General features: G+C 66.0%; 17 protein-coding genes and 2 tRNA genes. 12 read left to right on the top strand and 7 right to left on the bottom strand.

The window, feature by feature from the left end:
• Positions 1 to 8: 8 nt before the first annotated feature.
• Positions 9 to 962 carry a PDR/VanB family oxidoreductase gene (locus tag AABM56_RS08180; RefSeq protein WP_347884003.1) on the top strand — a complete coding sequence of 318 codons (954 nt, stop codon included), beginning with the start codon at positions 9 to 11 and terminating at the stop codon, positions 960 to 962.
• Between the two features lie 64 nt (positions 963 to 1026).
• On the opposite strand, the gene AABM56_RS08175 is transcribed toward AABM56_RS08180, so the two are convergent.
• Both AABM56_RS08175 and AABM56_RS08170 read right to left on the bottom strand, forming a co-directional pair.
• Complete coding sequence (locus AABM56_RS08175; RefSeq protein WP_133859524.1) at positions 1027 to 1734, bottom strand: GntR family transcriptional regulator; 708 nt, start codon at positions 1732 to 1734, stop codon at positions 1027 to 1029.
• A complete protein-coding gene (locus tag AABM56_RS08170) occupies positions 1731 to 2636 on the bottom strand; it encodes a LysR substrate-binding domain-containing protein (RefSeq protein ID WP_133859525.1) in 906 nt (301 codons plus the stop codon). Before AABM56_RS08170 ends, AABM56_RS08175 begins: the two co-directional genes overlap by 4 nt.
• 151 nt (positions 2637 to 2787) lie before the next feature.
• Between AABM56_RS08170 and AABM56_RS08165 the strand changes: the two genes are divergently transcribed.
• Entirely contained in the window at positions 2788 to 5817 is a 3030-nt protein-coding gene (locus AABM56_RS08165) for an FAD-binding and (Fe-S)-binding domain-containing protein (RefSeq protein ID WP_133859985.1), read from the top strand.
• Positions 5818 to 6221: 404 nt separating this feature from the next.
• Here AABM56_RS08165 and AABM56_RS08160 read toward each other — a convergent pair.
• Together AABM56_RS08160 and AABM56_RS08155 are read right to left on the bottom strand one after the other, a co-directional pair.
• Positions 6222 to 6298, bottom strand: a tRNA-Asp gene (locus AABM56_RS08160).
• 13 nt (positions 6299 to 6311) lie between these two features.
• Positions 6312 to 6387 (bottom strand) — tRNA-Val (locus tag AABM56_RS08155).
• A gap of 211 nt (positions 6388 to 6598) precedes the next feature.
• Between AABM56_RS08155 and rdgC the strand changes: the two genes are divergently transcribed.
• Positions 6599 to 7519 carry a recombination-associated protein RdgC gene (rdgC, locus tag AABM56_RS08150; RefSeq protein WP_133859526.1) on the top strand — a complete coding sequence of 307 codons (921 nt, stop codon included), beginning with the start codon at positions 6599 to 6601 and terminating at the stop codon, positions 7517 to 7519.
• 60 nt (positions 7520 to 7579) lie between these two features.
• On the top strand, positions 7580 to 8521 hold the full coding sequence (locus AABM56_RS08145; RefSeq protein WP_347884002.1) for a bile acid:sodium symporter family protein: 942 nt from the start codon (positions 7580 to 7582) through the stop codon (positions 8519 to 8521).
• On the opposite strand, the gene AABM56_RS08140 is transcribed toward AABM56_RS08145, so the two are convergent.
• Both AABM56_RS08140 and AABM56_RS08135 read right to left on the bottom strand, forming a co-directional pair.
• Positions 8471 to 10927, bottom strand: a complete 2457-nt coding sequence (locus tag AABM56_RS08140) for a bifunctional diguanylate cyclase/phosphodiesterase (RefSeq protein ID WP_133859528.1) — start codon at positions 10925 to 10927, stop codon at positions 8471 to 8473. The genes AABM56_RS08145 and AABM56_RS08140 overlap by 51 nt on opposite strands.
• A 185-nt stretch (positions 10928 to 11112) precedes the next feature.
• A complete protein-coding gene (locus AABM56_RS08135) occupies positions 11113 to 11679 on the bottom strand; it encodes a GNAT family N-acetyltransferase (RefSeq protein WP_133859529.1) in 567 nt (188 codons plus the stop codon).
• Between the two features lie 157 nt (positions 11680 to 11836).
• Between AABM56_RS08135 and AABM56_RS08130 the strand changes: the two genes are divergently transcribed.
• From AABM56_RS08130 to AABM56_RS08115, 4 genes are all read left to right on the top strand, one after another.
• On the top strand, positions 11837 to 15307 hold the full coding sequence (locus AABM56_RS08130) for a NahK/ErcS family hybrid sensor histidine kinase/response regulator (protein ID WP_133859530.1): 3471 nt from the start codon (positions 11837 to 11839) through the stop codon (positions 15305 to 15307).
• 567 nt (positions 15308 to 15874) lie between these two features.
• The gene (rfbD, locus tag AABM56_RS08125; RefSeq protein ID WP_133859531.1) at positions 15875 to 16753 is read left to right on the top strand and encodes a dTDP-4-dehydrorhamnose reductase; all 879 of its coding nucleotides are present in this window, start codon (positions 15875 to 15877) and stop codon (positions 16751 to 16753) included.
• A gap of 97 nt (positions 16754 to 16850) precedes the next feature.
• The gene (locus AABM56_RS08120) at positions 16851 to 17132 is read left to right on the top strand and encodes a DUF3509 domain-containing protein (RefSeq protein ID WP_064306571.1); all 282 of its coding nucleotides are present in this window, start codon (positions 16851 to 16853) and stop codon (positions 17130 to 17132) included.
• A 15-nt stretch (positions 17133 to 17147) separates the two neighbouring features.
• Positions 17148 to 17582, top strand: coding sequence for a hypothetical protein (locus tag AABM56_RS08115; protein WP_133859532.1), 435 nt, complete (start codon positions 17148 to 17150; stop codon positions 17580 to 17582).
• 143 nt (positions 17583 to 17725) lie between these two features.
• Here AABM56_RS08115 and AABM56_RS08110 read toward each other — a convergent pair whose 3' ends face one another.
• The gene (locus tag AABM56_RS08110) at positions 17726 to 18013 is read right to left on the bottom strand and encodes a DUF3509 domain-containing protein (RefSeq protein WP_007159080.1); all 288 of its coding nucleotides are present in this window, start codon (positions 18011 to 18013) and stop codon (positions 17726 to 17728) included.
• A gap of 350 nt (positions 18014 to 18363) precedes the next feature.
• Here AABM56_RS08110 and AABM56_RS08105 point away from each other — a divergent pair, with 350 nt between their 5' ends.
• From AABM56_RS08105 to AABM56_RS08090, 4 genes are all read left to right on the top strand, one after another.
• A complete protein-coding gene (locus AABM56_RS08105) occupies positions 18364 to 18759 on the top strand; it encodes a YqjD family protein (protein WP_133859533.1) in 396 nt (131 codons plus the stop codon).
• A 15-nt stretch (positions 18760 to 18774) separates the two neighbouring features.
• The gene (locus AABM56_RS08100; RefSeq protein ID WP_133859534.1) at positions 18775 to 19167 is read left to right on the top strand and encodes a phage holin family protein; all 393 of its coding nucleotides are present in this window, start codon (positions 18775 to 18777) and stop codon (positions 19165 to 19167) included.
• Complete coding sequence (locus AABM56_RS08095) at positions 19164 to 19505, top strand: hypothetical protein (protein WP_133859535.1); 342 nt, start codon at positions 19164 to 19166, stop codon at positions 19503 to 19505. The genes AABM56_RS08100 and AABM56_RS08095 overlap by 4 nt, the downstream gene beginning before the upstream one ends.
• A 99-nt stretch (positions 19506 to 19604) precedes the next feature.
• The gene (locus AABM56_RS08090; RefSeq protein WP_133859536.1) at positions 19605 to 20783 is read left to right on the top strand and encodes an EAL domain-containing protein; all 1179 of its coding nucleotides are present in this window, start codon (positions 19605 to 19607) and stop codon (positions 20781 to 20783) included.
• Positions 20784 to 20801: the final 18 nt, after the last annotated feature.

Here is a 20801-nt window from a genome sequence, read left to right as displayed (position 1 = left end):
GACCTCTCATGCTCGATCTGATCGTCACCGCCGTACAGCGCGAGGCCCCCACCATCCTGGCCTTCGACCTGGCCCGCGCCGACGGCGGCCCCCTGCCCGGCTTCGCCGCCGGCGCCCATCTGGAAATCACCCTGGGCGACGGCTTGGTGCGCCACTATTCGCTCTGTACCGCGCCGGAACCGGTACCGACCCGCTATCGCATCGCCGTGCTGCTCGTCCCCGACTCCCGCGGCGGCTCCCAGGCCATGCATAAACTGGAGGTGGGCGATCGCCTGCTGGCCAGCGAGCCGCGCAACCTGTTCGCCTTGGTCCCCAGCACGCGCCGCACCCAGCTGCTGGCCGGAGGTATCGGTATCACTCCGCTCCTGGCCATGGCCGAACAGCTCTATCAGCAGGGCGCGCACTTCACCCTGAGATACCTGGTACGCGACCGCGAACACGCGGCCTTCATCCCCTGGCTCAAGGCGCGGCCCTATGCCGAGCAGGTCAGGGTGCACTTCGACCAGCACGACCCGGCGCTGCGACCCAACTTCCAGCACCTGCTCGGTCCGGCGGCACCGGACGATCACCTCTATGTCTGCGGCCCGGCCGGCTTCATGGCCGCGGTGGTGGACGCCGCCCAGGCCCAGGGCTGGCAACCCGGCCAGATCCATCGGGAGTTCTTCGCCGCCGATCCCGCCGCCCAGGGCGAGCAAAGACCCTTCGAGGTGGAGCTGGCGCGCAGCGGTCGCCGCGTGCAGGTACCGGCCGAACGCAGCGTGGTCGAGGTTCTGGCTGACCTGGGTGTCGTCCTGCCGGTGTCCTGTGGCCAGGGTCTCTGCGGCACCTGCCTGACCCCGGTGCTGGCCGGCGAACCCGAGCACCGCGACCTCTTTCTCTCCGCAGCCGAGCACGCCGCCAACGACCGCTTCACCCCCTGCTGCTCCCGCGCCAAGGGCGAGCGGCTGGTGCTGGATCTCTGACGACCCCGAGCCCACTCTACTTCCCCCTCTCCCCCCGGGAGAGGGCCGGGGTGAGGGCCCCGCCCTACACCAGTACCTTCAGCGCCCCCGCCTCCCCCTCTTCCCCACCGAACCACCGTGCATACCCCAGCGTCGCCTGGGCATGCTCGCGCATGATGCCCTCGGCGCGGGCGCCCTGGCCGCGCACCAGGGCGTCGAACAGCGCATGGTGTTGCAGGTGGGCGAAGTTGAAGCGGCGGTATTCACGGTCGAGATTCCCGGCATCCACCGCCAGGGCGCTCACCGAGGCGAAGGGCAGATGCTCATGGCGCCCCAGCGCCAGGGCGATGGCCGAATTGCCGCTGGCGGCGACGATGGCCTGGTGAAAGGCCCGGTTGAGATCGTGGTAGTCCTCCAGATCCTCCAGCAGCACATGGCCCTTGGCGAACAGCCGATCACCCCGCCGCAGGCAGTCTTCCAGCGTAACGCGGGTGGCAGCGTCCAGGCCCCGTTCGGCGGCCTGGCGCGCGGCCAGGCCTTCCAGCACCCCGCGCACCTCCACCGCGCCCTCCAGATCGGCCCCGGTCAGGGCCCGCACCTGATAGCCGCGGGCACCACTGCGCTCCAGCAGACCTTCCTCGGCCAGGGTGCGCAGGGCCAGGCGCACCGGCATGCGCGACACGGCGAAGCGCTCGGCGGTGGGAAGCTCCGCCAGGCGTTCGCCCGCGCCCAGTTCGCCGGACAGGATCATCTGCCGCAGCGCGGCCAGCACCCGCTGTCCCGGCTTACTCATGGCTGTCCCTCTCCTTCGTTGATCTCGGCCAGCAGCCACTGCCGAAAGGCCTGCAGCGACGGTAGGCCCTTGTTGCGCGGCGGATAGACCAGGTAGTAGCTGCGCCGGCTGACCAATGCCGGTCCGCAGGCGAGCAGCTCGCCCTGGGCCAGTTCGTCTTCCACCAGCACCCGCGGCACCAGGCCGATGCCGATGCCGGCGCGCACCGCCTGGATCAGGTGCGAGGTCAGCTCGAAACTCGGCCCCGGCCGCATCGCCCGGTGCGGCAATTCATGATGCCGGAACCACTCGCCCCAGGCCTGGGGATTGTTGGCCACACCGAGCAGCAACTGACCGGCCAGGGTCGCGGGCGTGGTATCCGGCAAATCGGCCAGGGTCGTCGGACTGGCAATGACGACGAGCTGCTCGGCTTGCAGCGGATGGGCCCGTAGCCCCGGCCAGTCGCCGCTGCCGACGCTGATGGCGGCGTCGATCTCGCTGGCGGCGAAGTCCACCGCCTGGATGCGTGAATGCAGATGCACCAGCATCCCGGGGTGGGCGGTATAGAAGCTGCCCAGGCGCGGCAGCAGCCACTTGGAACCAAAGGTCGGCAGCACCGCCAGGCGCAGGGTGCCCTGCCCGGAGGCGAAGGCCATGGCCTGCAGGGTGGCGCTGCGGATCTGCCCGAGGGCCAGCCCCAGCTCGCGACTGTAGGCGCGCCCCACATCGGTGAGCACGATCTGCCGGCCCTCGCGACGAAACAGCGTCAGCCCCAGCAACTGTTCCAGCGCCTGCACCTGCCGGCCGACGGCGCTCTGGGTCAGCGACAGCTCCTCGGCCGCCCGGGTGTAGCTCTCATGCCGCGCCGCCGCCTCGAAGGCCAGCAGCAGCGACATGGAGGGCGTCAGGCGGCGGTGATTCATTCAGGATCTTCCGGCATAGGCGGCGGAATCTTCGGTTGTGGCGCCGCCGCGCTGTGGTGAGAATGCCTACTATAGCCACAAAAGGTCGACGCCATTCCTTCGCTCGCTGAAGGAGACGGCCGTCCGCCGCCAGAGAGCCCGCCTGATGAACATGATCGCCCGCCTGCCGGCCCCGGTGCCCCTCGCCGCCGCCTACACCGACTTCCTGACCACCCTCGCCGCCAGCGGCTTCCAGGGCGAGATCGCGCTGGACCATGCCAGCCGCACGGTCATGGCCACCGACAACTCCATCTACCAGCGCCTGCCCCAGGCAGCGGTCTTTCCCAAGGACAGCGCCGACGTCCAGTGCCTGGCCCGACTGATGGGCGAGGCGCGTTTCCAGGGCGTGGTCCTGACCCCGCGCGGTGGCGGTACCGGCACCAACGGCCAGTCCCTCACCGACGGCATCGTGGTCGACCTTTCCCGCCACCTGAACAGGATCCTGGAGATCAACGCCGCGGAGGGCTGGGTGCGGGTCCAGGCCGGCGTGGTCAAGGACCAGCTCAACGCCGCGCTCCGCCCCCACGGCCTGTTCTTCGCCCCGGAGCTGTCCACCTCCAACCGCGCCACCATCGGCGGCATGATCAACACCGACGCCAGCGGCCAGGGCAGCGTGACCTACGGCAAGACCCGCAACCACGTGCTGGAACTGGACGCCTACCTGATCGGCGGCGAACGCCTGGAAAGTCGCCCGGTGGATAACGTCGAACTGGACGCCCTCTGTGCCCGCGACGATCGCACCGGAGCCGTCTACCGTTGTGCGCGGGACATCGCCGAGCAGCAGGCAGAACTGATCGAAGCACGCTTTCCCAAGCTCAATCGCTGCCTGACCGGCTATGACCTGGCGCACCTGATCGAGGCGGACGGCCGCTTCAACCTCAACAGCGTGCTCTGCGGCGCCGAAGGCTCCCTGGCCTTCATCGCCGAGGCCAAGCTCAACGTCCTGCCGATTCCCAAGTACTCGGTGCTGGTCAACGTCCGCTACGCCAGCTTCATGGACGCCCTGCGCGACGCCCGCGCCCTGATCGAACTCAAGCCGTTGTCCATCGAGACGGTGGATTCCAAGGTGCTCCTGCTGGCCATGCAGGACATCGTCTGGCACAGCGTGGCGGAGTATTTCCCCGAGGATGTGGAGCGCCCCACCCTGGGCATCAACCTGGTGGAATTCAGCGGCGATGATCCCGAAGCGGTGGACGCCCGCGTCCAGGGCTTCCTCGACCACCTGCGCCAGGACACTACCGTCGAGCGCCTCGGCCACACCCTGGCCATCGGCCGCAACGCCGTGACCCGCGTCTACACCATGCGCAAGCGCGCCGTGGGCCTGCTGGGCAACGTCCAGGGCGAGATCCGCCCGCAGCCCTTCGTCGAAGACACCGCGGTCCCGCCCGAGCGCCTGGCCGACTTCATCGCAGAATTCCGCGCCCTGCTCGATGGCCATAACCTGCAATACGGCATGTTCGGCCACGTTGACGCCGGGGTGCTGCACGTGCGTCCGGCGCTGGATCTCAAGGACCCACGCCAGGCGGCGCTGGTGCGACCGATCTCCGACCAGGTGGCCGCCTTGACGCAGAAATACGGCGGCCTGCTCTGGGGCGAACACGGCAAGGGCGTGCGCTCGGAATATGCGCCGGCCTTCTTCGGCGACCTCTACCCATCGTTACAGGCGCTCAAGGGTGCCTTCGATCCGCACAACCAGCTCAATCCGGGCAAGATCGCCACCCCGCTCGCCAGCGGCGCCGAGTTGCTCAAGGTCGATGGCGTGACCCTCAGGGGCGAGTTGGACCGCACCCTCGACGAGCGCGTCTGGCAGAGCTACGGCACCGCCATGCACTGCAACGGCAATGGCGCCTGCTACAACTACGATCCCGACGACGCCATGTGCCCGTCCTGGAAGGCCACCCGCCAGCGCATCCACTCACCCAAGGGGCGCGCCGCCCTGATCCGTGAATGGCTGCGCCTGCAGGGCCAGGCCGGCATCGATGTCCTGGCCCCCGCGCCGCGTGGTGCCCGGAACTGGCTCAAGGCCCTGCCGCAACGCTGGCGCAATGGCCGCCAGGCCGAGGCGGACTTCTCCCACGAGGTCTATGACGCCATGGCCGGCTGCCTGGCGTGCAAGTCCTGCGCGGGCCAGTGCCCGATCAAGGTCAATGTGCCGGAATTTCGCTCGCGCTTTCTCGAGCTCTATCACCGTCGCTACCTGCGCCCCCTGCGCGACTACCTGATCGGTTCGCTGGAATTCAGCCTGCCGCTGTTCGCCCGCGCCCCCGGTCTCTACAACGCCGTCATGGGCGCCACACCCATTCAGCGGCTGTTCGCCGAGCGCATCGGCATGGTCGACAGTCCGCTGCTCAGCCGTTTCGACCTGGTGCCGGTCATGCATCAATGGCAGGTACAGATCGCCACCCCCGAGCGGCTGCTGGCCCTGAGCGATGAAGAACGCGCCAAGACCCTCGTGGTGGTGCAGGACGCCTTCACCCGCTATTTCGAGACCCCACTCACCGCCGCCTTCCTCGAACTGGCCGCGCGGCTCGGCCAGCGAGTGTTCCTCGCGCCCTATCGCGCCAATGGCAAGCCGTTGCAGGTGCAGGGTTTCCTCGGCGCCTTCGAACGCACGGCGCGGCGCAACGCGGCGGGGCTCGCCAGCCTGGCCGGCTTCGGCGTCAAACTGGTCGGCCTCGATCCGGCCATGACCCTGGTCTATCGCCAGGAATACCCCAAGGTCCCCGGCATCGCCCGGATGCCCGAGGTGCTGCTGCCCCAGGAGTGGCTGCTGCAGGTGTTGCCGAAAGAGCAGCAGGTGGTCGGTGACAAGGTCTATCGCCTGCTCGGCCACTGCACCGAAAAGACCAACGCCCCGGCCAGCGTCAGCCAGTGGCAGCAGGTGTTCGAGCGCCTGGGTCTCGGGCTCAAGCCGGAAAGCACCGGATGCTGTGGCATGTCCGGCACCTACGGCCACGAGGCGCGCAACCTGGCGACCTCCAGGGTGATCTACGACCAGTCCTGGGCCCGTGCCCTGGCGGTACCGGCGGAACAGGGCGAAGCCCTGGCCACCGGCTACTCCTGCCGCAGCCAGGTCAAGCGCATCGACGACCGCCGCCTGCGCCATCCGCTGGAAGCGGTGTTGGATGCGGTGCGGGCTTGAGTCCGCATCCCTGGCAGGTCCATGGCTGAGCGCCTGCACGGATAGCCCCCTCTCCCTCCGGGAGAGGGTTGGGGTGAGGGGCCCACGTCACCAAGCCCTGTCGCAGCCACGGGCCGCTCCTGCGCGTACGGTGACAGCCTGTAGGAGCGGCCGCATCGGCGGACCGCCATGGCCGCGATAAGCGTCCACCAGGTAGCCAGATAGCCAGATAGCGTGGAAAACCGCGCAGCGTCTTCCACACGCGACTGCTCAAGCCGAGGTACAAACACCCTCGCGCTGACAATTTACCTAAAGAAGGAAAACCCTGAGAAAGCCCGATCTGAAAAATCGCGCCCAAACGAAAAAGCGGCCACTAGGGCCGCTCTTCGATGGCTGCTGGCGTTCAGGACCAGACAACCCTTAAATGGCGCAGCGGACGGGACTCGAACCCGCGACCCCCGGCGTGACAGGCCGGTATTCTAACCGACTGAACTACCGCTGCGCATTACCTCGAGTGGTGGGTGATGACGGGATCGAACCGCCGACCCTCTGCTTGTAAGGCAGATGCTCTCCCAGCTGAGCTAATCACCCGTTTGCTCTCGAAGTGGGGCGCATTCTACGGAGGGGTTCCCGACCTGGCAACCCCTTTTTGAAAAAAAATTTTCCAGCACTTCCAAAGGCTTAGCGCCGCCCTCCGGCGCAACCGGAGAAAGCGCGCATTCCCGACGACCACCGCGATCCGGGGTTGGCCTCCGGGGCGGGCGACGCGGATAATGCGCGCTTCGTTTTTGGGAGTGACACCATGTGGTTCCGTAATCTGCTCGTCTACCGTCTCACCCAGGAAGTCGCCTTCGAGACCGAAGCCCTCGAAGCCGCCCTCGCCGCCAAGCCCGCCCGCCCCTGTGCCAGCCAGGAGCTGTCCACCTACGGATTCGTCGCGCCCTTCGGCAAGGGCCCGGACCTGCCGCTGGTCCACGAAAGCCAGGGCTTCTTCCTGATCGCCGCGCGCAAGGAAGAACGCATCCTGCCCAGCAGCGTGGTCAAGGAAGCCGTGCAGGAAAAGGTCGACGAGATCGAAAGCCAGCAGATGCGCAAGGTCTACAAGAAGGAGAAGGAGCAGATCAAGGACGAGATCGTCCAGGCCTTCCTGCCGCGCGCCTTCATCCGTCGCCAGACCACCTATGCCGCCATCGATCCCAAGCAGGGCTGGATCCTGGTGGACGCCTCCAGCGCCAAGCGCGCCGAGGACCTGCTCTCCACCCTGCGCGATGCCCTGGGCTCGCTGCCGGTCCGGCCGCTGGGCGTGAAGCAGGCGCCGATGGCCACCTTCACCGACTGGGTCAAGGCCGGTGACGCCACCCATGGCCTCTACATCCTCGACGAGTGCGAATTGCGCGATGCCGGTGAAGACGGCGGCGTGGTGCGCTGCAAGGGTCAGGACCTGACCAGCGAAGAGATCCAGAACCACCTGGGCGCCGGCAAGCTGGTCACCAAGCTGGCCCTGGCCTGGCAGGACAAGCTCGCCCTGGTGCTGGACGACAAGGTCACCATCAAGCGGCTGAAGTTCGAGGACCTGCTGCAGGACCAGGCCGAACAGGATGGCGGCGAAGACGCCCTCGGCCAGCAGGACGCCAGCTTCGTGCTGATGATGATGACCCTGGCGGAATTCCTGCCTCAGCTGATCGAGGCTCTGGGGGGTGAAGAATTGCCCCAGGGGCTCTAAGCTCGTTTCAAGGCCGGCGCAGACCGGCCTTTTTTCTGCCCTTTTGAAAAGGAGTTTGCCATGCGTGCCCTGGCCGCCTTCAGCCGCTTCGTCGGCAATACCTTCGCCTTCTGGGTGCTGCTCGCCGCCCTGCTGGCGTTCTTCGCCCCCGCGGTGTTCAAGCCGCTGAGCGTGGCCATCGTGCCGCTGCTGGGGGTGATCATGTTCGGCATGGGCCTGACCCTCGAGGTCGAGGATTTCGCCGCGGTCGGCCGTCACCCCTGGCGGGTGCTGCTGGGTGTGGTAGCCCACTTCGTCATCATGCCGGGCGTGGCCTGGGCGCTCTGCCAGCTGTTCCACCTGCCGCCGGAAATCGCCGTCGGCGTCATCCTGGTCGGCTGCTGCCCCAGCGGCACGGCGTCCAACGTCATGACCTGGCTGGCCAAGGGCGACCTGGCCCTGTCGGTCGCCATCGCCGCGGTGACCACCCTGCTCGCCCCTCTACTGACCCCGGCGCTGATCTGGCTGCTGGCCTCCACCTGGCTGCCGATCTCCTTTGGCGGGCTGTTCTGGTCGATCCTGCAGGTGGTGCTGCTGCCCATCGCCCTGGGCCTGATTGCCCAGCGCCTGCTCGGCCAGCGCGTCGGCGCCCTGGTCGAGGTGCTGCCGCTGGCCTCGGTGGTGAGCATCGTGGTGATCGTCGCCGCGGTGGTGGCCGCCAGCCAGGCGCGCATCGCCGAATCCGGGTTGCTGATCATGGCAGTGGTGATCCTGCACAACGGCTTCGGCTTCCTGCTCGGCTATCTCACCGGCAAGTTCTGCAAGCTGCCGGTGGCCCAGCGCAAGTCCCTGGCGCTGGAAGTGGGCATGCAGAACTCCGGACTCGGCGCCGCCCTGGCCACGGCGCATTTCTCGCCGCTGGCCGCGGTTCCCAGCGCCCTGTTCAGCGTCTGGCACAACATCTCCGGGGCGCTACTGGCGACCCTCTTCCGCCGTTTCAAGGACGACGACGCCCGTCCCTGAGGCCTCGCGCCACACCTGCCGGACCAGCGCCTGGCAGGTGTCCTCGGTGAAGGGCTGCGGCCGGGCGATGCCATAGCCCTGGGCATAGTCGACCCCCAGGGTGGCCAGCGCCGCTACCACCGCTGCATTTTCGGCGAATTCGGCGATGGTCTTCTTGCCGGTGAGATGGCCGAGCTGGTTGATCGCCTCGACCATGGCGCTGTCCACGGCGTCCTCCAGGAGATGGCGGACAAAGCTGCCGTCGATCTTCAGGTAGTCCACCGGCAGGTGCTTGAGATAGGTGAAGGACGACATCCCGGCGCCGAAGTCGTCCAGGGAGAATCTCACCCCCAGGCCGCGCAATTCGTCCATGAACAGCCGCGCCGCATCCAGATTGGCCACGGCGCTGGTCTCGGTGATCTCGAAGCAGATCCGCGCCGGCGCGATCTGCCAGCGCTGCAGTTGCTGCCTGACGAAATCCGCGAGACCTGCCTCGCCCAGAGAATGCCCGGACAGATTGATGGCCAGGGTGTCGAGCAGCCCGGCGGGCAGCTCGGCGAAACGGGCCAGCGCCGCGGCGATCACCCAGCGATCCAGGTCCGGCATCAGCCCATAGCGCTCGGCGGCCGGAATGAAGGCGCCCGGCGCGATCAGCCGCTCGCCCTCTTCCAGCCGCATCAGCACCTCCACGTGGCGATCCGCGGCGGTCTCCTGGCCCAGCCCCAGGATCGGCTGGACATACAGCCGGAAGCTGTCCTCGGCCAGCGCCCGGTGCAGCCGCTGCACCCAGGCCATCTCGCCATGGCGCTGGTCCAGCTCCACATCGCCCGGGGCGAAGACCTGGATGCGATTGCGGCCCTTGTCCTTGGCCGCGTAGCAGGCCAGGTCCGCCAGGCGCAGTGCCTCCTCGGGCGCCAGGGCCTGTCCCCCCAGGTGCACCACGCCGATGCTCAGACCGACCCGAAAGCCCTGCCCGGCCGCTTCGAATTGCAGGGTACCCACGCAGCAGCGCAGTCGCTCGGCAACCGCCTCGGCCTGGGCCGGCGTACGATTTTCCAGCAGCACGCCGAATTCGTCGCCACCCAGGCGCGCCAGGCAGTCGTCCTCGCCCAGCTGCTGGCCGAGCAATTCGCACAGCTGGCGCAGCAGGCGATCGCCATGGAAATGGCCGGAGGTGTCGTTGACGATCTTGAACTGATCCAGATCGATGAACAGCAGCGAGGCACAGGCCAGGTCCTCGCGCGCCAGCAGGCGCTCCAGACGGGTCTCGAATTCGCGGCGATTGAGCAGTCCGGTAAGGGCATCGTGACTGGCCTGCCAGGCCAGATCATGCAGGAAGGCGCGCTCGCGGGTCTGGTCGTGCATGACCAGCACCACCCCGGTGCCGGATTCGTCCCGCGGCAGCGTGGTCACCGTCAGGGCCACCGGCACCCGGGTGCCGTCGACGCGCACCAGCTGGTGCGCCAGGGGCTCGTCGCCCACCAGCCAGTCCTGGCTGCGCAAGCGCTCGGCCAGCGGTCGGGTCGACGCCGGCTGATCCTCGGTCTGGATGTCGAACAGGTGGGTGACGGGCGTGCCCGCGGCCAGCCCCGGCCGCGCCAGCAGGCGCTCCGCCGCCGGGTTGTGATAGAGCAGCCGCCCCTGGGCATTCAGCGCCAGTACCGCATCGCCGAGGGAAGCCAGGATGACCTGGATATGTTCCTTCTCGGCCTGCAGCGCCTGCTCGGAGCGCCAGCGCTGCTGTACCAGGCTGTGCATGCGCCAGAGCGCCAGGAGCACCAGCAGGGCGCCGACCAGGACGTTGGCGATGAACAAGGCCTCGACCAACTGGCGCGAGGCCGACCCGAGGCGCTCCGAGAAGGCCACCGTTTCCGGCATCATCCGGTCATGCAGATCCAGCAGCTGGCGTTTCAGCGGAATCAGCGCCGGTCCCGGTCCCTGCAGCTTGATCAATTCGAAGCCGGTGCGTGCCAGGGCCTGGAATTCGTCCATGTAGGGATCGGTGATCTGCCAGCGGGCGATCACCCCTTCGAAGGGCTCCACATGGCGAGCCATTTGAAAGAGGGCGATAAGGCCGTCGATATCGTCAGGGTGGTTGCCCGCCAGGCGCAGCAGGCGCGCCGCCTCGGCAGGATTGCCGTCGGTATCCAGCTCCTGCCGCGCCGCCCGGTCGAGATCGTTGACGCTGATGGACGCCAGATAATCCCGATAGGACTCCGAGCGCCCCTCATCCAGATAGGCGCCAAGCGACAGCATGGCGTTGCCGAGGCTCTTGCTCCACAGACTTTCCGCGGAAACGTAGGCACGCACTGTCGACAGCAGTTGCAGGCTGACGATGGCGACCAGTGCCTGGCAGGACAGGATGATGACGAAGGGCCAGACGACCCGCAGCGTACGCAGCGCAGAGGAAGGCGACAGTGAAGACATACAGCGATCCGCAAAAGGAGACAGGCGAATTCTTGCCATTGAGCAGGCATGTCGGCCGTTTCGCGGAAAACTGTTGGCATGGAAAACTGCTGCGCTGGATTACCGGCGCCAAACAAGCGACATAGACGGCCTCTGGCCATGCTGCCGCCAGAGGTTGCCGACGAACGGTAGGTCAGACGCCACCGCTAGTTAAAGGACGCCTCCAGCCGTGCCTTCACCTCGGGCCATTCGCGATCGGTGATGCTGTACATCACGGTGTCGTCGAGCCGGCCATCCGCCAGCCGGCGATGATGACGCAGCAGGCCTTCGCGAACCGCGCCCAACTTCTCGATGGCCGCCTGGGATCTGAGATTGGTCGCGGCCGTCTTGAGCTGCACGCGCACCAGCTGCCACTGCTCGAAGGCATGGCGCAGCATCAGGTACTTGATGTTGCCGTTGAGCCCGCTGCCATGCTGCTCGCTGTCGAGCCAGGTCCAGCCGATCTCGGCGGCGGGCAGTGCTGGCAGGAAGTCGGCGAAGCGGGTGGTGCCTACCAGCCGGTCGGCGATGCGCACGGCGAAGGGCAAGGCGCGCCCCTCGCGCTGCTCGGCCAGCGCCTGGCGATACCAGTCCGGACGCAGAGGACCGCTCAGGTAGTGCAGCGCTTCGCGATTGCGCTCGGCCAGGCTGACCAGCTCCAGCACGTCACCTTCCGCCAGGGGGTCCAGGCGCAGCGCACCACGTTGCAGGGAAATGGGCTGCGCTTGGAACATGACGGTCTCTCTCGCTTGAATCAGCCCGCAAACCTAACAGGGCCAGCCGTCCGGCTCAACCCACGGCGTCTCTCCACGTGCCGGAACTGACGTCTGGCAGCCCAAGGTGCGACACTTTGTCCGGGCGCGATGGGCGCCTGGAATGTCTGGAGTCGCCATGTCCCTGCCCAGCGGGCTGATCATCACCGTTACCCTCGGCTACCTGGCCCTGCTGTTCGCCATCGCCTTCTATGGCGATCGCCGGCCACCGCTCAAGCCGCGCCTGCGGGCCTGGGTCTACAGCCTGTCGCTGGCCGTCTACTGCACCAGCTGGACCTTCTTCGGTGCGGTCGGCCAGGCCGCCGATCAGCTCTGGTCCTTTCTGCCCATCTACCTGGGGCCCATCCTGTTCCTGCTGCTGGCGCCGCAACTGGTCAAGAAGATGGTGCTGATCAGCAAGAAGGAAAACATCACCTCCATCGCCGACTTCATCGCCTCCCGCTACGGCAAGTCGCAGACCCTGGCCATCGTCGTCGCGCTCATCTGCCTGGTCGGCGTCCTGCCCTACCTGGCGCTGCAGCTCAAGGGCATCGTCATCGGCGTCAACCTGCTGACCGGCATCAATGCCGAGTCCCTGAGCACCCGCGCCCAGGACACCGCGCTGTTCGTCTCCCTGGTGCTGGCGGTCTTCGCCATTCTCTTCGGCACCCGCAACCTGGACGTCACCGAGCACCATCGCGGCATGATGCTGGCGATCGCCTTCGAATCCCTGGTCAAGCTCGCCGCCTTCATCGCCGTCGGCCTCTGGGTCACCTATGGCCTGCACGACGGCTTCGCCGATCTGCTGACCCGGTCGCAGCAGGCGCCGCAATTGCAGGAATACTGGCGCGAGACGCTGGACTGGCCGGGCCTGCTGATCCAGACCGGCGTGGCCTTCATCGCCGTGATGTGCCTGCCGCGCCAGTTCCATGTCACGGTGGTGGAAAACACCGATACCCGGGACGTCAACCTGGCGCGCTGGGTGTTTCCGCTCTATCTGGCGCTGGCCGCCCTGTTCGTCATCCCCATCGCCCTGGCCGGCCAGCTGCACCTGCCCGGCGGCGTGCTGCCCGACTCCTTCGTCATCAGCCTGCCGCTGGCCCAGGAGCGTCCCTGGCTGGCCTTGCTGGCCTTCCTGGGCGGCGCCTCGGCCGCCACCGGCATGGTGATCGTCGCCTGCGTGGCCCTCTCCACCATGATCTCCAACGACATCGTCCTGCCCTGGCTGCTCAAGCGCCGGGGCCAGGTGGAGAGTCCCCATGCGGTGTTCAGCCACTGGATGCTCACGGTGCGCCGCGCCAGCATCGTGGTCATCCTGGTCCTGGCCTACTGCAGCTATCGGCTGCTGGGCTCCAATGCCAGCCTGGCCACCATCGGCCAGATCGCCTTCGCCGCCATCGCCCAGCTCGGACCGGCCATGGTCGGGGCGCTGTTCTGGAAGGCCGCCAATCGCCGGGGTGTCTTTGCCGGCCTTACCGCCGGGGCCCTGCTCTGGGGCTACCTGATGGTGCTGCCGGTGGTGGCCACCAGTCTGCAGTGGCCGTTGCACGCCTTTCCCGGCCTCGCCTGGTTCGAACAGCCCGCGGGGGAGCGGACGCTGCAACCAACTACGGTCGGTGCCCTGGTCTCCCTGGCCGGCAACTTCCTGCTGTTCGCCCTGGTGTCGCTGCTCTCACGGACCCGAGTATCGGAATACTGGCAAGCCGGGCGCTTCATCGCCCAGTACGCCCTGCCCCGACCGCGCAATCGCGCCCTGCTGGCGGTCAAGCTGGAGGACCTGCGGCTGCTCGCCGCCCGCTTCGTCGGCGACGAGCGCGCCCGCCTGAGCTTCAGCCGCTTCGCCGAGCAGAGCGGCCTGACCTATCACCCCGCGATGAATGCCAACAGCGAATGGATCGCCCAGACCGAGCGCCTGCTGGCCGGGGTGATCGGCGCCTCCTCGGCACGCGCCGTGGTCAAGGCCGCCATCGAAGGCCGCGACATGCAGGTCGACGACGTGGTGCGCATCGCCGACGAGGCCTCGGAGGTGCTGGAATTCAACCGGGCGCTCTTGCAGGGCGCCATCGAGAACATCTCTCAGGGCCTCAGCGTGGTCGACCAGTCGCTGCGGCTGGTGGCCTGGAACCAGCGCTACCTGGAGCTGTTCGACTATCCCGACGGCATGATCCAGGTCGGCCGGCCCATCGCCGAGATCATCCGCTACAACGCCCTGCGCGGCCTCTGCGGACCGGGCGATCCCGACGAGCACGTGGCCCGGCGGGTGGAGCGGATGCGCCAGGGCATCCCCCACACCTCGGAACGCACCTTTCCCAATGGCCGGGTGATCGAGCTGATCGGCAGTCCCATGCCCGGGCGCGGCTTCGTGATGAGCTTTACCGACATCACCGCCTTCCGCGAGGCCGAGCGCGCTCTGCGCGAAGCCAACGAGGGTCTGGAGCAGCGCGTCGAGGAACGCACCCGCGAACTGTCCCAGCTCAACCAGGCGCTGGAGGAAGCCAAGGCTCATGCGGAAGCGGCCAACCAGTCGAAGAGCCGCTTCCTCACCGCGGTCAGCCACGACCTCATGCAGCCGCTGAGCGCCGCCCGCCTGTTCACCGCCGCCCTCGCCCACCAGGACGGGCTGGCCCAGGAAGCCCAGGAACTGGTGCGCAACATGGACAGCGCCCTGAGATCCAGCGAAGACCTGATCGCCGACCTGCTGGACATCTCGCGACTGGAGAACGGTCGCATCCTGGCCACGCCGGCACCCTTTTCCCTGGCCACCCTGTTCGAGGCCCTAGGCGTGGAATTCAAGGCCCTGGCGCAGAACCAGGGCACCAACCTGCGCATCCGCAGCAGTCGGCTGGTGGTCAACAGCGACAGCAAGTTGCTGCGGCGGGTGCTGCAGAATTTTCTCACCAATGCCCTGAGATATGCCCATGGCCGGGTGCTGCTCGGGGTCCGCCGCCAGGGCCAGAACGTGAGCCTGGAGGTCTGGGACAGCGGCCCCGGCATCCCTGCGGACAAGCTGGAGCTGATCTTCGAGGAATTCAAGCGCCTGGACAGCCACCAGACCCGCGCGGAAAAGGGCCTGGGGCTCGGCCTGGCGATCGCCGATCGCCTTTGCCGGGTGCTGGGTCACGAACTCTCGGTGCGCTCCTGGCCGGGTCATGGCAGCGTCTTCAGCGTCAAGGTGCCCCTGGCACCCGCGCTGGCCATCCAGGCGGCGACCGCCAGCGAAACCGCCCAGCCCCTGGCCGGCGATCCGGTGCTGTGCATCGACAACGAAGACAGCATCCTGCTCGGGTTGCGCAGCCTGCTGGGCCGCTGGGGCTGCCAGGTCTGGACCGCACGCAGTCGCGAGGAATGTGCCGCCCTGCTCGCCCAGGGCGTGGTGCCGCGACTGCTCATCGTCGACTATCACCTGAGCGATGCCGACACCGGCCCGGATGTCGCCGAATGGATTCGCCAGGCCTTGGGACAGGACATCCCCGGTATCGTCATCAGTGCCGATGGCCGTCCGGAATGTCTGGAGCGGGTGCGTCAGGCGCGGCTGGATTTCCTGCCCAAACCGGTCAAACCAGCCTCGCTCCGCGCCTTGCTGAGTCGGCAACTGGCGCTGTCCGGTTGAGGGAACACACAGACGGTACGTCACGACGCCGAACGGCCTTTCGTTCAGCGTCGATTAAGGTTGCCAGAGGCCTGAGAGACAGAACAATCCACAGCTTCTGTTGATAACTTTGTTGAAAACATGGTGGAAAAGAACCCGGAGCCTTGCTCTGCGGGCTCCCCAAACAAGTTGGTCATTTTTTAATCACTTTAATAAGTTCAACATAATCAACAACTTAATTCAAAAGCAGGATTTTCGGCAGGGAAAACTCCAGGCCAGACAGGGCTTGACATGCGCTAGCACAACTTGTGCACAACTCTAGGTAAAAAAGACCAACGGACGCCTCGCAGCTGTCGCACAATTGTCAAGTATTCGTGAAACAAATTTTTTCGAGCCTTCCGGGAGGCCGTATCGGGAGGCGGGCCGCAGGCTAGAGCCGACAGCTGCGGCCGCACGCAGGCCAAAGGCTAGCCTTGTCCTCTGCCGGTCATCGGGTAGACTGCCTGCTTTTGCTCAGGGCTGTCGTGGCGACGCCCAACCTGTCAATCAGGCATGGACGCGCCAGCCCTTCTGGAATAGCTCAGTCACATGAACGTCTTCATCGCGGGTCAACACGGCCAACTTTCTCAGGCGCTGCAACAACTGCTGGCCGCCAAGGCCCGGATAACCGTCATCGGCCGGGCCCAGGTGGATTTCACCCAGCTGGAGGCACTCCATGAACGCGTCCTGGCCGCAAAGCCCGATGTCATCATCAATGCCGCCGCCTACACCGCCGTGGACGCCGCCGAGAGCGATCCCCAGACCGCTGCCCTGATCAACGAACGGGTGCCCGAGGTCTTCGCCCGGGCCGCACAGCAGCTCGGCATTCCGATGGTCCACTACTCCACCGACTATGTTTTCGGTGGCAGCAAGGAAGGCCGTTACCGGGAAGAAGATCCGACCTGCCCACTCAATGTCTATGGTCGGACCAAACTGGCCGGCGAGAACGCCGTGCGTGAACACGCCGAGCGCCACCTCATCCTGCGCACCAGCTGGGTCTATTCCTGGCAGGGCAACAATTTCCTGCGCACCATGGTGCGGCTGCTCAGCGAGCGCGACGAACTGAACATCGTCGACGACCAGATCGGCGCGCCCACCTGGACCCGCACCATCGCCGCCGCCACCGACCGGCTGCTCGCCCACAGCGACCAGGACGAACTCTGGGGTACCTATCACCTGACCGCCAACGGCACCACCTCCTGGTTCGGGTTCGCCGAGCAGATCGCCCGGCGCCTGCGCGAGACCGGCCAGCTGAAGGCCCGCCTCAATCCCATCCCCAGCAGTTCCTATCCCACCCCGGCCCATCGCCCCATCAATTCCCGCCTGTCCACTGAAAAGCTGGCGGCGGTGCTGGGTGAGCCGCTACCCGACTGGCAAGCGGCTTTCGCCCAGTGCTGGAGCGAGCGCGAACTTCAGGTGAGCGGCTGAAACGGGCCGTCGGTCATACTTCTGGGATCTGCTCCAGAACTACCCCAGCCTCTCGAAGTCAATGGCACTGACCCCGCTCACGCCAGCCAGGTACGTCATGGACAACCCTTTCCAACTCATCGCCGCGGCTTTCGAGCATGACTTCCGGGTCAATTTCCGCATCGAGCGCCTCGACGGCAGCGTCAGCCTGACGCTGTCCGACGACAGCGGCGTCAAGGTCAAGCGGTTGATCAGCAAGCAGCAATTGCATGACCACACCCGCCTCGCGCGATTGATCGACAGCATCCGCCTGGGTATCGCCATCGATGAAGGTCATGGCGTCACGGCCTTGCTGGCCGGCGGCAGTGGCACCGTGAATCGTCTGACCGTAGCGAACTGAGCAGGAAGCAGCACTATGCACACCATGGAAGGCATCAGCGACGGCCTGCTACAGGGCCCTAGCCCGGTAACCCTGCTCGATGGCCTGGAGACGGCAGCTGCGCTGCATACTCCACGCGCCTCGCTGTACCAGCTCACCTGCACACGTCTCGACGAGCAACTGGCGCCACTCAAGGTCTGGCCAACGCTGCCGGACCGGACCGGGCGCTTTTCCTTTACCTTGCTGGACCGCTGCGGACGCATCCTCTACCGCTCGCCGACCTTGCGTCAGGCGCTGTATCGGGAAGAGGAACTGCTCAATGGTGTGATCGCCAGTGCGCGGCTGGCTGCCGTGCAAGCCGGACAGGGCTTTCCGTCCTGGGGTGTAGTGGACGTCGCCTGCCCCATGTATGAGCTGCCTGTCACCCAACTGCCCTGTGCGGGATGCCGGCTGCTGAAGTGCAAGAGCTGAGAGAAGCGTTGCGGCTGAAACTCTGACGCTAACTACTTGTTTAGTATCTTTTTTAGCATCTTTGAATCTTCAACGTTCGAGACCAACGAATGCCAGGGCATCCGTACTGCAAGTCTCGCGCTGAAGCTTTCTGCGCCGAGTCGTTACTCGGAATATCTCAGCATGTTGGCGCCCGTGGCCCGCAGCACCGCCATGGATTGCGGCGCCAGCGCGCCGGCCCGCAGCGATACGTCCTTGCGAACCTCGTCGATTACCGTTTTCAGCAGCTGGCTCTCGCCCAGTTGCCGGGCGCTGACCACCCGGTTCACCCGCGCGTCGTCACACTGCTGATCCTGCACCGTCAGCACAATACTGCCATCAGGGCGAGGCGCCGTGACCGAGCATTTATAAGTACTGAAAGCGGCAGTCAGTCTATCTATGGCGTTTTCCATTCTTCCCCCTCTTATTTGTCTAGAAGTGCATGGACGATCAAATACGACGCAACTGACAGTGATAGAAACAGCAAAGTTCTTGCGCTCTACTTGAATAAGACCCGCAATGGCGCTAGTGCCCGATTTTGTGAGCCAGCTCTGCTAATCGGGTTTTGCTGCGGAACTTTCAGCAGAGCAAAATCGATAAGGTATGACCATTCGTCCGCCTTGCCGGTCGTTGGGCATCCTGCCTCCCGACCTTATAAAGGCGCCGGTAGAGCGCCATGGCGGTCCTGATCGGTGGAACCTTTGCTTCCGGCGCTCACTCGAAAGGGCTGAAACGGATACCCATCGCCTATCAGGAGCGCGCCATGAACGACAAAATCCCTCCCGTGATCAAAGACGAGCTTGCCGCTGACATCGATGAGCAGGCACACAAGCAGAACGCTGACCGGGTCCGTCGTCATCTGGGCGAGGCCGAGCAGGCACTGACCGACGAATTCCACACCCTGCTGGCAGATGCCGAGCAGTTGCTCAAGCACACCGCCAGCATGGCCGGTGAGCAGGCAGACGAACTGCGTGCCAAGTTGAGCTCCAGCCTGGAACGCTCCCGCAATGTGCTCAAGTCCAAGCAGGACGATCTCTATCGTCAGGGCGTCGCGGCCAAGGAAACCACCGAGGAATACGTGGTCGACAATCCCTTCAAGGCCCTCGGCATCGCTGCTGGCGTCGGCTTCCTGATTGGCCTGCTGGCCTCGCGCCGCTAAGCCTGGGGGACTGCCATGGACACCTCCTCTCCTCCACGGGAGCTGCCTGACGAGGCGCCCAAGCCATCGGTCAAGCGACTCGCCGGCGCAGTGGTCGGCCTGCTGCAGAGTCACCTGGAACTGCTGGGCATCGAGGTTCAGGAAGAGAAGGTCCGTACCTTCCAGCTGTTTCTCTTTACCGGCCTGAGCCTGATCTTTGGCTTGCTGGTACTGGTCGGCGTCTCGGCAGCGGTCATCATCGCCTTCTGGGATACCTACCGCATGGCCGCAACGCTGGGCCTGTGCGCCTTCTATGCGGTGGCACTGGTGATCTGCATCCTGCGGGCCCTGAGCCTGGTCAAGGGTGCGGCGCCCTTCCATGCCACCCTGGAAGAACTCAACCGCAACCGGGAGCGCCTACTGCCATGAACCAGCCGCTTACCTCTGCCACCAGCCAGGCAAAGCGCAAGGAACTGGTCCGGTTGCGCATGGAGATGTATCGCCAGCAGCTGATCTACAACGCCCAGCCCCTGCACAATCCCATCAGCCTCATCGGTGACCTGATGCGACCGAACCGGGACAAGGTGGCCAGCTCGGCGAAGAAGCCCTTGATGCTGGGTGCCACGGTGTTCCTGTCGCTGTTCGGCAAACGCCTGGGCGCCGTGGGTCGGCTGGCCCGCATCGGCCTGGCGCTCTACCCGATCGTCAACCGCTTGCAGAATCGCCATCGCGAGCAGGCTGACCAGCCGCTGCCGCCGCCCCGCTAGCGGTGTTATGAAGAATGGCTCCCTCGGGAGCCATTCTGTCATCTGGCACCCTTATCGCATGGCTAAGCTGAACGCTCCGCCCACGATAAGGATAGCCCTGTGTTTTCTGGCCAGCCCACTGCCTTCTTCCAACCCTTCATCGACACCGCGACCGGGCGTATCGCCGGCGTCGAAGCCCTGGGCCGTCTGCGTCAGGCCGATGGCCGCCACGCCTCCGTCGGCCCCCTGTTCGCCAATCCCGATACCCCGACCGCGGAGCTGCTGCAGCTCGACCGCACCCTCAGGGACGATGCGCTGCGGCGCTTCGCCGGCGCGCCGGAGGACTGGTTTCTCAGCCTCAACCTCTCGCCACGCTGGATCAGCCAGCTGGACGATGGCGTCGCCCTGCCCAGCCTGGCGCAATTGCAGCGTTCCGGTATCGACCCGACGCGGATCGTCTACGAGATCACCGAGGCGGCCGGCGATCTGCCGAGCCTGACCCAGGCCGTCGCCCGCTACCGCGAACTCGGCATCCGCATCGCCATCGACGATTTCGGTTCCGGCTATTCGCAACTGGATCGGGTGCTGGACCTGCAGCCGGATATACTCAAGCTGGACATGCGGCTATTCCAGGCCGCCGCGCGAGGTGGCCCCCGGGGTGACGCGGTCAAGGCACTGGCGCAGATGGCCGAAAAGACCGGCTGCTGGCTGATCGCCGAGGGCGTCGAGACCGAGACCGAACTCGACTTCGCCCTGGAATGCGGCGCCCGCTACGTGCAGGGCTTTCTCTTCGCCGAGGCCACCGCCGAACTGGGCGCGAGCGACAGCCATCAGCAACGCTTCGCCGCCCTGCGCAGCCGCTTCGTCGATGGCAAGCTGGCCCAGCAGACCCGGTTACTGGAACTGCGCCAGCAACTGGCCGAATTCGTCACCCGGCTCAGACCCTGGGCGGAACACGGCGGCCCCCTGAGCGCGCTGCCCGATCCCCAGGCCTTTCCCGGACTGCTGCGCATCTACCAGTGCGACCGCGCCGGCACCCAGATCACCCCGAATCTGGAATGGAACGGCATGTTCTGGCGCGAGAATCGCCGCTACCTCAATCACAACTGGTCCTGGCGCCCCTACTTCTACGCCCTGCTGGCCGAAGGCTGGAACGAGCGCCGCCTGGCGCTTTCGACGGTCTACCGCGACGCCACCACCAACCAGTACTGCCTGACCGCCAGCCAGTTCCTGGAAAGCGGTCAGCGCCTGCTGCTGATCGACCTGGACGCCAGTCAATTGCCAGGCTTTGCCAAGTAAGCGGTGATGATCGTATGT

This window comes from Pseudomonas aestiva (assembly GCF_039908605.1).
GTDB classification, from domain to species: Bacteria; Pseudomonadota; Gammaproteobacteria; order Pseudomonadales; family Pseudomonadaceae; genus Chryseomonas; species Chryseomonas aestiva.
The sequence above is the reverse complement of the archived record's forward strand: the minus strand, read 5'-3'. Positions and strand labels throughout refer to the sequence as shown.